This window comes from Streptomyces sp. NPDC048612 (assembly GCF_043199295.1).
Taxonomy (GTDB): domain Bacteria; phylum Actinomycetota; class Actinomycetes; order Streptomycetales; family Streptomycetaceae; genus Streptomyces.
The window spans coordinates 1-14,487 of sequence record NZ_JBICVV010000036.1 but is presented as its reverse complement, the minus strand read 5'-3'; the positions used below and the strand labels follow the sequence as shown (position 1 = coordinate 14,487).

Annotated in this window: 12 protein-coding genes; 4 read left to right on the top strand and 8 right to left on the bottom strand. The window is 71.1% G+C overall.

What is annotated here, in order from left to right; translation table 11 throughout:
• Positions 1-43: 43 nt before the first annotated feature.
• Positions 44-961 (bottom strand): mycothiol synthase, encoded by a 918-nt coding sequence (gene mshD / locus ACGFN2_RS33740; protein ID WP_362609983.1) that lies wholly within the window; start codon positions 959-961, stop codon positions 44-46.
• Positions 962-1,248: 287 nt separating this feature from the next.
• On the opposite strand from mshD, the gene ACGFN2_RS33735 reads away from it, so the two are divergent.
• The 3 genes from ACGFN2_RS33735 to ACGFN2_RS33725 all read left to right on the top strand — a co-directional run bounded on the left by ACGFN2_RS33735 (position 1,249) and on the right by ACGFN2_RS33725 (position 4,398).
• Positions 1,249-1,689 carry an RNA-guided endonuclease InsQ/TnpB family protein gene (locus ACGFN2_RS33735; RefSeq protein WP_393366630.1) on the top strand — a complete coding sequence of 147 codons (441 nt, stop codon included), beginning with the start codon at positions 1,249-1,251 and terminating at the stop codon, positions 1,687-1,689.
• Between the two features lie 75 nt (positions 1,690-1,764).
• Positions 1,765-2,403 (top strand): RNA-guided endonuclease InsQ/TnpB family protein, encoded by a 639-nt coding sequence (locus tag ACGFN2_RS33730; protein ID WP_393366628.1) that lies wholly within the window; start codon positions 1,765-1,767, stop codon positions 2,401-2,403.
• A 186-nt stretch (positions 2,404-2,589) separates the two neighbouring features.
• Positions 2,590-4,398 (top strand): bifunctional metallophosphatase/5'-nucleotidase, encoded by a 1,809-nt coding sequence (locus ACGFN2_RS33725; protein WP_393366626.1) that lies wholly within the window; start codon positions 2,590-2,592, stop codon positions 4,396-4,398.
• Between the two features lie 120 nt (positions 4,399-4,518).
• Here the strand turns inward: ACGFN2_RS33725 and ACGFN2_RS33720 are convergent, their stop codons facing one another.
• Positions 4,519-5,445: an aminoglycoside phosphotransferase family protein gene (locus ACGFN2_RS33720; RefSeq protein ID WP_393366623.1), complete on the bottom strand. Its 927-nt coding sequence runs from the start codon at positions 5,443-5,445 to the stop codon at positions 4,519-4,521.
• 244 nt (positions 5,446-5,689) lie between these two features.
• Positions 5,690-6,547, bottom strand: coding sequence for an NAD(P)H-binding protein (locus ACGFN2_RS33715; RefSeq protein ID WP_393366621.1), 858 nt, complete (start codon positions 6,545-6,547; stop codon positions 5,690-5,692).
• A 299-nt stretch (positions 6,548-6,846) separates the two neighbouring features.
• Between ACGFN2_RS33715 and ACGFN2_RS33710 the strand changes: the two genes are divergently transcribed.
• Positions 6,847-8,244: a DUF2993 domain-containing protein gene (locus tag ACGFN2_RS33710; RefSeq protein WP_393366619.1), complete on the top strand. Its 1,398-nt coding sequence runs from the start codon at positions 6,847-6,849 to the stop codon at positions 8,242-8,244.
• A 129-nt stretch (positions 8,245-8,373) separates the two neighbouring features.
• Here the strand turns inward: ACGFN2_RS33710 and ACGFN2_RS33705 are convergent, their stop codons facing one another.
• The 5 genes from ACGFN2_RS33705 to ACGFN2_RS33685 all read right to left on the bottom strand — a co-directional run bounded on the left by ACGFN2_RS33705 (position 8,374) and on the right by ACGFN2_RS33685 (position 13,791).
• Positions 8,374-9,855, bottom strand: a complete 1,482-nt coding sequence (locus ACGFN2_RS33705) for an ATP-binding protein (protein ID WP_393366617.1) — start codon at positions 9,853-9,855, stop codon at positions 8,374-8,376.
• Positions 9,852-10,589, bottom strand: coding sequence for a response regulator transcription factor (locus ACGFN2_RS33700; protein WP_362609969.1), 738 nt, complete (start codon positions 10,587-10,589; stop codon positions 9,852-9,854). Before ACGFN2_RS33700 ends, ACGFN2_RS33705 begins: the two co-directional genes overlap by 4 nt.
• Before the next feature lie 116 nt (positions 10,590-10,705).
• The gene (locus tag ACGFN2_RS33695) at positions 10,706-11,797 is read right to left on the bottom strand and encodes a S1C family serine protease (RefSeq protein ID WP_393366614.1); all 1,092 of its coding nucleotides are present in this window, start codon (positions 11,795-11,797) and stop codon (positions 10,706-10,708) included.
• Positions 11,798-11,913: 116 nt separating this feature from the next.
• Complete coding sequence (locus ACGFN2_RS33690; protein WP_362609975.1) at positions 11,914-12,939, bottom strand: LacI family DNA-binding transcriptional regulator; 1,026 nt, start codon at positions 12,937-12,939, stop codon at positions 11,914-11,916.
• A gap of 24 nt (positions 12,940-12,963) precedes the next feature.
• A complete protein-coding gene (locus ACGFN2_RS33685) occupies positions 12,964-13,791 on the bottom strand; it encodes a response regulator transcription factor (RefSeq protein WP_362609977.1) in 828 nt (275 codons plus the stop codon).
• Between the last annotated feature and the right edge of the window lie 696 nt (positions 13,792-14,487).

Sequence of the window (14,487 nt, the reverse complement as noted above, 5' to 3'; positions counted from 1 at the left end):
CACTCAGGTCTCCGACCCGTACATCAGGTCTCCGACCGGTACCTCACGTCTCCGACCGGTACATCAGGTCCGTCTCGTGCGTCGCGAACCCCATCCGCTCGTACACGGTCACCGCCGCCTTGTTGTCCGCGTCCACGTACAGCATCGCCGTCGGCAGCCCCTGTCCGGCCAGATGGCGCAGCCCGAGCGAGGTCAGCGCCTTGCCCAGGCCGCCGCCCTGGGCGCCCGGCCGCACCCCGAGCACATAGACCTCGCCGAGGCCCTCGTCGGCATGCACCTTGGTCCAGTGGAAGCCGACCAGCCGCCCCTCCTTCTCCGCCAGGAAGAAGCCCTTGGGGTCGAACCACGCCTCGGCCTTGCGGTCGTCCAGATCGCGCTGGATCAGCGAACCCTGCTCCGGGTGGTGCGCGAACGCCTCCGCGTTCACCTCCAGCCAGGCCGCGTCATCGGTGCCCGGCTGGAAGGTCCGTACGGACACCCCCTCCGGGAGCACCGGCTCCGGCAGCTCCAGGTCCGTCAGCGAGCGCCGCATCTGCCGCAGCTCCCGGAACATCGTCAGCCCCAGCGTCTGGGCGAGGTGCCGGGCGGCCGGATGCCCGCCGTGCGCCCAGACCCGCAGCCGGCGCCCGGACTGCTCCAGCAGCTCACCGCCCAGCGCCCGGCCGTGCCCGCGGCCGCGGTGCCCCGGGTGGACCACCAGTTCGGCGGCCGGTGCCTCCACCGGGTCGGTGTCCTCCAGCTGCCCGTAGGCGACCAGCTCCTCACCGTCGTCGACCCGCGCGTACACCAGCACATGCCGCACGCCCTCGCGCGCGCCCCCGCGCAGCTGCAGCCGGCCCTGCTCGGACACGGCGGGCTGCCCGTCCGTCCGCGCCGCCCGCTCGATCAGTTCGAGGACGGCCGCGCCCGCTTCCGGTGCCGGCTCGTCGACCACCTGAATCCTGCGGGCGGCCCGGCCCATCTCCTGTCCAGCGTCATTCATGTGTGCAGCGTACGACCCCACCGGGCGCTTGGAGGGGCATCACCCGCCCCAGGATTGACCAGCTACGAGACTGCGGCCCTGGGAGGGAGGGTTCACCAGCGGGCAGACGTGGCCGACCGCTGTCCACGGAAGGCGCGGACCGGCGATCTCATCGTGGCGGTGTTGCAGCACAGAAAGCCACAGGTCCACGCATGAGGAACGGACAGTGCCTACCAGTTCCCGTCGGTCCACCAGCGGCCATGAACCACAGCCGTACGTTGATCGGCATGAAGCTCAGGTACAACTTCCGCGTGTACCCGGACGCTTCGCAGTGTGCGGCTCTGGCGAGGGCGTTCGGGTGTGCCCGCGTGGTGTTCAACGACGCGCTCCGCCTTCGTCGTGACGCCTTCACCCAGGGCCTCCCCCGGCCCACTGCGGGCGAGTTGTCGAAGACGGTCATCACCGAGGCCAAGCACACCCCCGAGCGGGCCTGGCTGGGCGAGGTGTCCGCGGTGGTGCTCCAGCAGTCCCTGCGGGACCTGGAGAGTGCCTACAGCAACTTCTTCGCCTCGAAGAACGGAACCCGAAAGGGCCCGAAGGCAGGCCCGCCCCGGATGAAGAAGAGGGCGGCCCGTCAGGCGATTCGCTTCACCGCAAATGCCCACTGGTCCCTCACCGGGAGTGGGAAGCTGCGGCTCCCGAAGATCGGCGATCTCTCCGTACGCTGATCCCGCGAGCTGCCGTCACCTGCTTCGTCGGTCACCCTTGTCAAGGACTCAGCCGGCAGGTACTTCGCCTCGTTCGTGGTCGAAGTGGAGGGCAAGCCGCTGCCGGAGCTCGATCCGGTCGAGGCTGACACCGGCATCGACCTCGGTTTGTCCTCCTACGCCGTGCTGCGGGGACGGAAGATCGCCTCGCCCAAGTTCTTCCGCAGACAGGAGAAGAAGCTCAAGCGGGCGCAGCGCAAGCTGTCCCACTGCCGCAGAGGCAGCAAGAACCGGCACAAAGCCAAGCAGGCCGTCGCCAGGCTCCATGCCCGCATCGCAGACCAGCGGCGCGACTTCATCGAGCAGGAAACCACCCGCATCGTCCGTGAGAGCCAAGCGGTCTACGTGGAGGACCTGAACGTGAAGGCCATGGGCACCCGGCGCGGCAGGCTCGGCAAGTCCGTGCATGATCAGTCCTTGGGCATGTTCACCCGCACCCTCGAAGCCAAGTGCGCACGGTACGGGCGCGGCTTCGTGAAGGTATCCCGGTGGTTCCCCTCCACCCAGCTGTGCTCCAGGTGCGGGGCACTCTCCGGGCCGAAGGGGCCTGCCCGGCTCTGCGTACGCACCTGGCGATGCGGCTGCGGAGTCGTGCACGACCGCGACGAGAACGCCGAGGCCAATCTACGCGCCGAAGGGCGCAGACTGCTCGCCGCTGGGAGCGCGGAGAGGTAAAACGCCTGTGGAGGCCATGTAAGACCCCGCGCGCCGGGGCAACGGCTCGATGAAGCAGGAACCCACCCGGAGCCTCACCCTGCACCGCAACGAGGCAGACGGGAGTCTCTCTTCCAAGAGAGGGAGGACTTCAAGCGCGTCGACAATAGGCTGTGGTCCGCTCATGACATTCCAGGAGGGGACCCCATGCCAGCGACACCGCAACGGCGCCGCACCGTACGAAGATTGACGATCGGCGCCGCCGTACTGGCCGCCGCAGGAATCGCCGCCACCGCCCTGCCGGCCGGCGCCGACACCGGCGGGGCCGCCCGCCACGGCCGCACGGTCGATGTACAGCTGCTCTCCTTCAACGACTTCCACGGCAACCTGGAGCCGCCGCAGGGCTCGTCCGGCACGGTCGAGGAGCTGCAGGCGGACGGCAGCAAGAAGAGTGTGCCGGCGGGCGGTGCCGAGTACCTCGCGCAGTCGCTGCGGACGGCACGTAAGGGTCACCCCTACTCGGTGACCGCCGCGGCCGGTGACCTGGTCGGGGCCAGCCCGCTGCTGTCCGGGCTGTTCCACGACGAGCCGACCGTCGAGGCGATGAACAAGCTGGGCCTCGACGTCACCTCCGTCGGCAACCACGAGTTCGACGAGGGCCGCACCGAGCTGACCCGCCTTCAGAAGGGCGGCTGTCACCCGAAGGACGGCTGCTACGAGGACGGCCGGAAGTACCGGGGCGCCGCGTTCCCCTACCTCACCGCGAACGTCACCGACGAGAAGTCCGGCAAGCCGCTGCTCAAGCCGTACACCGTCTGGAAGCACAAGGGCGTCAAGATCGGCTTCATCGGCGTGACGCTGGAGGGCACCCCCGACATCGTCAACGCCGAGGGCATCAAGGGCCTGAAGTTCCACGACGAGGTCGCCACGATCAACAAGTACGCCAAGGTGCTGAACAAGCAGGGCGTGAAGTCGGTCGTCGCCCTCATCCACGAGGGCGGCCTGCCCGCCTCCACCTCGTACAACTACAACTGCGACAGCCCCGGCCCCGGCGACGGCATCTCCGGCCCGATCACCGAGATCGCCCAGCACGTCACGCCGAAGGTCGACGCGCTGGTCACCGGTCACACCCACCAGGCCTACGCCTGCACCATCCCGGACCCGTCCGGCCGGCCGCGCACCGTCACCTCCGCCGCGTCGTACGGCAAGCTCTACACCGACACCACGCTCACCTACGACCGCCGCACCCGCGACATCGTGCGGACCACCGTCAAGGCACCCCACGCGGCCAACCACGTCGTCGACCGGACGCAGCCCAAGGCCGCGGACCTGACGTCGCTGATCACCCGCTGGAACAAGCTGGCCGCGCCGGTCGCCGGCCGCCCCGTCGGCCACATCTCCGCCGACATCGCCGGCCGCGGCGCGAACGCCCCCGAGGCCCCGCTCGGCGACATCATCGCCGACGCCCAGCTCGAAGCCACCAAGGCGGACGGCAAGGGCGGCGCCCAGCTCGCCCTGATGAACCCCGGCGGCATCCGCTCCGACCTCGCCTTCAAGGCCTCCGGCTCGGAGGGGGACGGCGTGGTCACCTACGGCGAGGCGTTCACCGTCCAGCCGTTCACCAACATGACGAACGTCGTCGACCTCACCGGCGCCCAGCTGCTGACCGCCCTGCAACAGCAGGTCAGCGGCCCCAATGAGGCCTCCCCCAAGATCCTCCAGGTCTCCGAGGGCCTCACCTACACCCTCGACATGACCAAGAAGGGCGCCGACCGCGTCGTCAAGGACTCGGTGAAGCTGAACGGTGCGGCCCTCGACCCGGCCAAGACCTACCGCGTCGCGATGAACGAGTTCCTGGCCGGCGGCGGCGACGGCTTCCCCGCCTTCAAGGACGCCAAGAACAAGTACGTCGGCCCCTCCGACCTCGACGCCTTCACCGCATACCTCACGGCCCACTCCTCCAAGGACAAGCCCCTCACCCCGCCGAAGGCCGACCGGATCACGGTCGTGAAGTAGCACACGAGAGCCGACCGGCCGCCCTCAACCGGGGGCGCCAGGCGGCTCCCTCTCGCTAGACACAGGCGTCCCCGCTCCGGCGATTTTCCGGGGCGGGGACGTTTGTCCGAGGCAGGGCCCTCACCCCACCCCGAACCACGTTTCCGCCAGGGACTCCAAGGTCGGTTCGGGTGGGGTGGGGAGTTCGCGGAGGTAGCGGGGGAGGTTGCCGTAGACGTGGAGGAGGGTGTGGGCGAGGAGGTCGGTGGGGGTGAAGGTCTCGCCGTAGGCGCGGAAGATGCGGGCGAGGAGGCGGGGGTCGGCGCGGGAGACGTAGAGGCCGACGGCGACGAAGTCGTAGGTGCGGCGGCCGAGCATCGCGGGTTCGAAGTCCAGGAGTCCGGTCAGCCGCCAGTCGTCGTGTGCGTCGACGGTCAGGTGCTGGCGCATGAACTCGGTGTGGAGGAGGACGTCGGGCCCGGGGGCCGAAGGGGGCGCGGCGGCGAGGAAGGCGGGGATCTGTTCCAGCCAGGGTTCGGGCAGGCCGTGGGCGCGCTGGCGGTCGACCGCCGAGGTGCGCTGCCGGTCGAGGAAGGTGTCCCAGTCGCCGGGGCCGAGGAGCCCGGTGAGCGGTGCCGGGTCCAGGGCGTGCAGGGCGGCCAGGGTCTCGCCGGCCTCGGTGGCGATCCGGTCCTGGTCGGCGCGGGGGATGCGGGGCCAGCTGACGGCCAGGTCGGTGCCGCGCAGCCGGGACATCAGGACGTAGCGCCAGCCGTTCTCGTACGCGCCGGCGTCGTGGACGTACGGGGTGGGGACGGGGAGCCGTCCCTGGAGGTGGGTGAGCACCCTGGCCTCGGTCTCCCCGTCGTCGGCGGCTGCGGCGGGGAAGAGCTTGAGGACGTAACGCCGCCCGACGGCGTAGACGGGCTGGGAGCCGGCCGGATAGCGGGTCAGGGGGTGGGCACCGATGCCGAGCCGGGCGCAGAGCGCCTCGGCGCCCGGCCGCATCACCGCTTCGTCGGGGACGACCGCGTCCCACTCGTCGTCCGTGTCCACGCGAGGCAGCATGCGCGGACGGTATGGCGGAGGGCCGGGCGGCGGCAAAGGATTTTCGGCGGGGAGGGGGCGATGGGGGATTGCCCTGGGGGGCGAGTTGGCGGTTGCCCTGAGGGGAGTTGGGGTTTGCCCGGAGGGGGCGAGGGCCTCGCCGCGGGCCGCGGGCCGCCGGAGTTCGTAGCCCGCCGGAGCCCGCGGGCCGCCGGGCGCGGTCGCACCGGCGGCCCGGCACCAGTGGCCGGCCCCGCCCGCCCGGTCAGGAGAAGTCGGCGGCGTGGTCCCGCGCCCACTCGGCGAACGTCCGGGGCGGGTGGCCGGTGATCCGCTCGACGGCGTCCGAGGCCGGGAACGCCGGGGCGTCGACCGAGCGGCCGAACATCCGGATCAGCTCCAGCGCGGCCTCCTTGGGGAAGTGCGGCCCGGTCATCGCCTCGGCCGCCGCCTCCTCGGAGATCTGCTCGACCCGGGTCTCCTTGCCGGTCGCCCGCCCGATCTCGGCGACCTGCTCGGCCACGGTCAGCTCCTCCGGGCCGGTGACGAGATACACCTGGCCGAGGTGGGTGCCGCTGCGGTCCAGCAGGGCGGCGGCCGCGACGTCCGCGAGGTCGGCCTCGTGGACGGGGACGCCCCGGGAGCCCGGGTGCGCGTCGCGGACCACTCCGGTCGCGCGGATCGACGGGGCCCAGGACAGCGCGTTGGTGGCGTAGTTGCCGCCGCGGACGAAGGTCCACTCCAGGCCGGAGCCCCGCACCGCGCGCTCCAGACCGGCGTGCAAGCGGGCGATGTGGTGGGTGTCGTCGGCCGGGGTGTCGGTCACCGCCATCGAGGAGTTGAGGACGATCCGGCGGACCCCGGCCCGGACGGCGGCCCCGGTCAGCGCGACCGCGGCCCGGTCGCCGCCGGCCGCGAGGTTGAGGAACAGGGCCTCGGCGCCGGTCAGCAGCGGTACGAGGTCCTCCGTGTCGGTGAGGTCGGCGCGGACGGTCTCGGCCGCTGCGGGCAGTCCGGCGCGCTCCGGGTCGCGGGTCAGCGCGCGTACCGCGGCGCCGTCCGCGAGGAGCCGGCCGACAAGTCGGCGGCCGATATTGCCTGTTGCGCCGGTCACAACGATCATGGGAGCAGCTTCCTGCGACTTCATGGGATGACGACCGTCTTCCGTTTGTTGGGTGAATGCACTGAATGCGAGGAAGGAAACGAAAAAGCCGGGCAATGGCGCGGCGAGTCCTGGTATGGATCAATGGAGACGGACAAGCCGCACACTGTTGCACGGGTCACCAAGAGATGTGACGGTAGTTCAAGTCACCCTGGATGTACGGCAATTTTTTGCCAAGACCGCCGGGACAAGCCTCATGTATCCGACTTACTTCCGGTACGACTTGCGTTCCAGGGACCCGCTCGTGGTGAGATGAGCGGATGCGAACCCCCACACGCATATCTTCACCCTCGCCCACGCCCTCCGCGACGCACCCCGATTCCGTCGCGCCGGGCGCCCCGGACGACCCCTCCGGCGACACCAGAAGCTTCGCACCGGTCAATCCGTACGCGGACCTGGCAGCCCTCGCCGACCCCGAGCCGGAGCCGGAGCCCGAGGCGGAATTCGGCGCGTTCGACACCGCTCCCCGGCGCCGCAGCTACCTCAACGAGCGCGATGACAGCGATGACCCGCTGGGCCTCGGACTGCGCTCGGACGAGGAGAGTGCCGAAGCGTGGAAGCCGCCGAACCACCGCCGGAAGAACCGGCGCAAGAAGCGCGGTCTCAGCAGCTTCGCGGCCATGTCGATCACCCTGAAACTGCTGGTCACGGCACTTGTGGGGGTGTCATTCCTGACGCTCTTCGACCGTTTCGCGGTGCTGTACGTGCAGAACGCGGCGGCGAAAAAGGTGAAGGACGCCCTGCATCTGAACGCCACTCCCGAGGTCGACATCAAGGGATTCCCGTTCCTCACCCAGGTCCTCGACAAGCACGTTGACCAGGTGAAAGTCACGATTCCCGACCTGGCTGCGGACCGTGTTTCGCTGGCGAAATTCGAGGCCACCGCGAACGACGTGCGGATCGACGGCGATCTGCCCAGTTCCATCAAGGGCGCCACGATCGGCACCATGGACGGCAGCGTGCTGCTCGCCTTCGACGACATGAATCGCGAACTGGGCGCCTCGCAGGTGAAGTTCAGCGAAAGGGGACCGAACGCGGTGCGCGCGGTCGGTCAGCTGCCGATCGCCGGCCATGAACTGGGCGTACGGGCCGAGGCGCGCATCCAGCGGGCCGGTGACCGCGGTGTCTCCACCGACATCAGCCGGATGCGCCTGGACATCGGCGACATCGCCACCTACCGCCCCGGCACCGGCAAGGAGGAGGGCCTGCGGCTGACCCGCAAGACCGCCGCCGAGCTGAGCCGGCAGGCCGCCAAGGTCAGGTCGATGCTGAGCATCCCGGCGATCGTCGACCGGATCGGCATCCCCAAGCCGTACATCCAGGCGGCGCTGCACAACGAGGAGAAGCTGCACGAGCTGACCGGCTCGCCGCGCTTCGTCCAGAAGCTGATGAAGGTCAACCTGGTCGACGTGGTGGCCGACCACCCGTGGCTGCTGCAGAAGGTCGGCATCGACCCGAAGATCCTCGGCGCGCTGACCGGGCTCACCAAGCCGCAGCTCGCCGACCAGCTCTCGCTGTCCTTCCAGCTTCCCAAGACGCCGGGGAACGTCCGGCTGCGCAACATCTCCGTGGAGGAGGACGGCATCCGCGCCGACATCACGGGGTCGGAGCTGCCGTTCGGGGACGCGGCGAAGAAGCAGCCGCAGAAGGAGAAGTAGCCGCAGAAGCAGGGGACGCGCGGCCGGGGCCGCGGTGACGGGCGCCGTAGGGGGCGGGTCCGGCGCCGCGGCCCCTGTGCATGGCGGCGGGGTTTGGCACCGCGGCCCCGGCCGCGCCCGGCGGGCCCGCTACCGCGCCCCCTGGCCGCCCGGCGGCTCCGGCATCCCGGGCGGCGGCGTCGCGGCGCCCGGCAGCGTCAGCACCGCCTCGGTGCCGCCGAGGTCGGCGGACCGCAGCCGCACCGCGCCGCCCGCCTGCTCCGCCGTCCGCGCCACGATCGACAGCCCCAGGCCGCTGCCCGGCAGGCTACGGGCGGACGGGGAGCGCCAGAACCGCTCGAAGACATGCGGCAGTTCGTCCTGCGGAATGCCGGGGCCGTGATCGCGTACGGTCAGCTCGCCGCCGGACAGCCGCACCTCGACGGTCCCGCCGGGCGGGCTGAACTTCACCGCGTTGTCCAGCAGGTTCACCACCGCCCGCTCCAGCGGGGCCGGCTCGGCCCGGACGTACCAGGGCGCGAGGTCCGCCGCGATGGTCAGCGACGGGCCGCGCAGCCGGGCCCGCTCCAGCGCCGCCCCGACGATCTCGTGCAGCGCCACCACCGCGATGGCGCTCTGTCCAGGCGCCGGTGGCCGGGACAGCTCCTGGAGATCGCCGATCAGCGCCGCCAGCTCCCCCATCTGCGCCTTCACCGAGGCCAGCAGCGCCTCCTTGTCGGCGGGCGGGATCGGCCGGCCGGCCCGCTCGCTGCGCACCAGCAGATCGATGTTGGTACGCAGCGAGGTCAGCGGCGTCCGCAGCTCATGGCCGGCGTCCGCGATCAGCTGCTGCTGGAGATCGCGGGAGGCGGCCAGCGCTGCGGTCATGGAGTTGAAGGAGCGGGAGAGCCGGGCGATCTCGTCCTCGCCCTCGGCCGGGATACGGATGGCCAGGTCCTCGGTCCGCGCGACATGCTCGACCGCGTCGGTCAGCCGGTCCACCGGCTTGAGGCCGGAGCGCGCAATGACCAGACCGGCCGTGCCCGCGCCGACGACGCCCAGCCCCGCGACGGCCGCCAGCAGCAGCGCGAGGCGGTTCAGCGCGCTGTCGACCTCGGTCAGCGGACGCGAGATGGACACCGCGAACTGCACGCCCTGGACGCCGATGTGCTTGGTCAGCACCCGCACGTCCGTGCCGCCGGTGGTGACCGCGTCGTGCAGGGTGTCCCGCGCCACGCCCTGCGCCACCGCGACATCCGCGCGCTGCACCTGCACCGGCTGGGAGTTGGGCCCGATACAGCGCGAGCCGTCGACCTGCACGATCTGGACGTTGTAGTACGAGGGCGGGGCGTTCTTGCTCTCGTCCGGGTCGGTGCGCTGGCAGTTGGCGTAGGTCAGCTGGAGGTAATCCGCCGGGACGCTGACGTTCTGCAGCGAGCTGTCCACCTCGTCGCGCAGCTGGGCGCGGGCGAGCAGCCAGCAGGCCAGCGCGGAGACCGCCACCGCCACCGCCACCGCGGCCGCGGTCAGCAGGGTCAGCCGCTGGCGCAGCGGCAGCCGCGCCATCCAGGCGCCGAGCCGGCTGCGCGCACCGACCGCCGCCGCTCCCCCGTACGTGGTCGCCGTGCTCATTCCGCCCCGCCGTCCGTCCGCAGGACGTAGCCGACCCCCCGCACGGTGTGCACCAGCCGCGGCTCGCCGCCCGCTTCCGTCTTCCGGCGCAGATACATCACATACACATCGAGGGAGTTGGAGGTCGGCTCGAAGTCGAAGCCCCAGACGGCCTTCAGGATCTGCTCACGGGTGAGCACCTGGCGCGGATGCGCGAGGAACATCTCCAGCAGCGTGAACTCGGTACGGGTCAGCTCGACGTTCCGGCCGCCCCGGGTCACCTCCCGGGTCGCCAGGTCCATCCGCAGATCGGCGAAGCTCAGCACCTCGCCCTCCTCGGGCGGCGCACCGGCCGCCGCCGCGTACGAACTGCGGCGCAGCAGGGCACGGATGCGGGCCAGCAGCTCGTCCAGCTCGAAGGGCTTGACGAGGTAGTCGTCGGCGCCGGCGTCCAGCCCCGTGACCCGGTCGCCGACGGTGTCCCGGGCGGTCAGCATCAGGATCGGCACGGTCATCCCGCTCGCCCGCAGCCTGCGGGCGGCGGTCAGGCCGTCCATCCGGGGCATCAGGACGTCCAGCACGATCAGTTCGGGGTCGTAGGCCGCGACCTTCTCGACCGCGTCGAGCCCGTCGACCGCCTGCTCGGTCACATACCCCTCGAAGACCAGCGAGCGCTGCAGGGCCTCACGGACCGCGGGCTCGTCGTCGACGATCAGGATGCGGGCGGGGTGGTCACCGTGCTCGGCGGGGCTCATGTGCGTGGATACCTCGGACCTCGGATGGCTGCGGAGGGGTGCGCTTAACCCTTACACGAACCAGGGGAATGTGTGAGGGTGACGCCCGGCCTCCCCGTGCGGCGGCCGGCGGGTGGTCAGACCCCGCCGTTGCCGCCGCCGCGCAGCGTGTCGAGGTCGTCCTTGACGGTGTTGATCGGGATGGCGAAGCCGAGGCCGACGCTGCCCGCGCTGCTGCTCGACGCCGAACTCGGCGAGTACATCGCGGAGTTGATGCCGATGATCTGCCCCTGCATATTGATCAGGGCGCCGCCGGAGTTGCCGGGGTTGAGCGAGGCGTCGGTCTGGATGGCCTTGTACGAGGTCTTCGACGAGCCGGTGTCGCCGTTGTACTCGTTGCCGCCGAACTCGAACGGCCAGCCCCCGCGGTCGCCCGGATTGCGCTGCTGCCCCTGGCCCTCCTCCTTCGGGACGGTGACGTCCCGGCCGAGGGCGGAGACTATGCCGCTGGTCACTGACCCGGTGAAGCCCTCGGGCGAGCCGATCGCCACCACCTGGTCGCCCACCGTGATCTTGTCGGAGTCGCCGAGCGAGGCCGCCGTGAGGCCCTTGGCGCCGCGCACCTTCACCAGCGCCAGGTCCTTGTCCGGGTCGGTGCCCACGACCTCGGCGGTCTTCCGGCTGCCGTCGTTGAAGGTGACCGTGACGGTGTCCGCCCCGGACACCACGTGGTTGTTGGTGACGATCTCGCCGTCGCTGGTGACGACCACGCCCGAGCCGGTGGACTCGCCGCCGGCGGTCTGCGCCTTGATCTCCACGATCGCCGGGCTGACCGCCTTGGCCACGCCCGAGACCCCGCTGCCGCTGGTCTTGCCCGCGTTGACGAGCGGGGTGGAGGAGGTGTTCTGCGCCGAGGTGCCGGTGGCGCCGGCTATCAGTGCCGCGCTGCCGCCCCCGACGAGACCGGACGCGAGCGCCACCGCCGCGATCAGCGCCACCGGCCGCCGGGCCCGGCGCCGCGGTGCGGGAGCGTACGGGGGCGGCGGCGGAGCCGTCTGCTCGCCGAAGGCGGCGTACGGGGCGCCCGGGGCACCGGCGGTCGCCCCGTACGGCTCGTGGCCGTACTCCTGCGCCGGGCCGGGGCCGTAGCCCTGGCCGTGCTCCTCGCCGTACGCGTACGGCCGGTCCTGTGGCATCTCATCGCCGCTTCGGCGGTGGCTCTGGGTCATGGAGACGACTCTGCTGCCGCTCCATGAGAGCTGCCTGAGAACGTCCTGAGAGACCCGACAGAAGTGGGTATGCCCGGTATAAGGACGCCTGGATCAGCGGCTCTTGCCGGGCTCTCTCAGCCGCCGCAGCCGCAGGAGCGCCGTACCACCAGCCGCGACGGGAACTGCCGCAGCCGCTCCCGCCGGGAGCCGACCACCCGCAGCCCGTCGTCCAGCACCAGGTCCACCGCGGCGCGCGCCATCGCCTCGCGGTCCGAGGCGACCGTGGTCAGCGGCGGATCGGTCAGCCCGGCTTCCTTCACGTCGTCGAAGCCCGCGACCGCCAGCTCACCCGGCACATCGATGCGCAGCTCACGGGCCGCCCGCAGCACCCCGATCGCCTGGTCGTCCGTCGCGCACATGATGGCCGGCGGCCGGTCCGGGCCGGCCAGCAGCTTCAGCGCGACCTGATAGGCGTCGTAACGGTTGTACGGCGCCTGGAAGTAGCGCCCGTCCGTCGGCTTCCCGGACTCCAGCATGGCCCGCCGCCAGCCCTCGACATGGTCGGTGACCGGGTCGCCGGACTTCGGGGTCTCCTCCGTGCCGCCGAGGAAGGCGACGTACGGATGGCCGTGCTCCAGCAGATGCCGGGTCGCCAGCTGGGCGCCCCACACGTCGTCCGTCATCACCGCGACATCGTCGATGGCGTCCGGCCGCCGGTGCAGCAGCACCACCCGGGCGTCCCAGGCGTCGATCTCGGCGGCGGCGTGCTCACTGGGCCCCTGGCTGATCAGGATCAGGCCGGAGACCCGCATCCCGAGGAACGCGCGCAGATAGTGCACCTCGCGCTCGTCGAGGTAGTTGGCGTTGCCGACCAGCACCATCTTTCCGCGCTCGGCGGCGGCCTGCTCCACGGCGTGCGCCATCTCCGCGAAGAACGGCTGCCGGGTGTCCGGCACGATCAGACCTATGAGATCGGTACGGCGGGACGCCATCGCCTGGGCGACGCGGTCCGGCCGGTAGCCGAGCTCCTTGATGGCGGCGAGCACCCGCTCGCGCGTGGCCGGGGCGACCGGCCTTGGTCCGTTGTTGATGACGTAGCTGACAACGGCGGTGGACGTACCCGCCAGTCTTGCCACATCATCCCGCGTCACCTTGGCCACGCGCGGCAGTCTACGCGGGTGGTGCTACCGGCGGGCAGGCCGCGCGTCCCGGGATTCCACGCCCGCGGTGACCGCCTTCCCGGAGCCGTCACCGTCCCCGGGCGCACGGTCCGCGGCGGGTGCGGACTTCGCCGCCTTCGCCGCGTCCTCCTTGGCCTTGGCCTCCGCCGCCCGCTCCACCTTCTCCGGCGTCACGAAGCGGTAGCCGACGTTACGGACCGTCCCGATCAGCGACTCGTGCTCGGGCCCGAGCTTCGCCCGCAGCCGCCGCACGTGGACGTCGACCGTCCGCGTACCGCCGAAGTAGTCGTAGCCCCAGACCTCCTGCAGGAGCTGGGCGCGGGTGAAGACCCGGCCGGGGTGCTGGGCCAGGTACTTCAGCAGCTCGAACTCCTTGAAGGTCAGGTCCAGGACCCGCCCCTTCAGCTTCGCGCTGTACGTCGCCTCGTCCACCGAGAGATCACCGTTGCGGATCTCCATCGGGCTGTCGTCAGTGGTGATCGACTGGCGGCCCATCGCCAGCCGCAGCCGCGCCTCGACCTCGGCGGGGCCCGCGGTGTCCAGCAGTACGTCGTCGATGCCCCAGTCCGCGGTGACGGCGGCGAGCCCGCCCTCGGTCACCACCAGCACCAGCGGGCAGCCGGGCCCGGTGGACCGCAGCAGCTGGCACAGCGACCGCACATGCGGCAGGTCACGGCGCCCGTCGATCAGTATGACGTCGGCCCCCGGGGTGTCGATCAGGGCCGGACCCTCGGCGGGCGCCACCCGCACGCTGTGCAGCAGCAGGCCCAGCGCCGGGAGCACCTCCGTCGACGGCTGGAGTGCGTTGGTCAGCAGCAGGAGCGAACTCATGTCCGACCACCTACCCGTTTCTCGGGGCTTTCGGCCCTCCGTTGCGTGCGGTCCTGCCTGCTTCGCTCGCCCATGACGTCTGGTTCCTCCTCGGTCCCTGCGACGGGGGCACCACCCGGCCCTGGCCGGGGGAGTCTGCGGCACTGCTTCGTACGGTCCTGACAGCCCCGGAAGCACCTGGCTGAAAGCACAAAAGGACCCGGGGGCTACGCTGCCCGGATCCTTCTTGCCCAGCAGAATAGCTCAACCGGCGTCCGAACCGGAGGGCGCTTTTGCAGCTTTTTGTATTCCGCCGATCACTTCGGGTGGTCATCGGGGGCGGTCGTTGACCGCCCCCGGTCCCCCGTCCGTGGGTGCGCGGCACCCCCCGAAGCCCCCATTTGAAGCGGCGCGGCCCGCCTTGGCCGGGTACCGGCCGGTAGCCCCCCGAGGGCGTGCGCACACGCGGTGGGGGGCCCGCGAATTTTTGACGCCTCGTCCCACGATGTGGACGCCTTCCCACGTTTTCGGCTTTCCCGCCGTGGTGGCTCGCGCCGTTTCGGGTCCGCTGCGCGGGGCGTGGGTTCGGGTGATGTTTGTGCGTTCCTCGCCGTGGCGCCTGGCGGCGGGCGGGTCCGCTGCGCGGGGCTGTCGGGGTGCGGTGACGGGCCTCCGCGGGTGGGGTGTGCCGGACTGCTTCGCTTTACGTCCGGCACA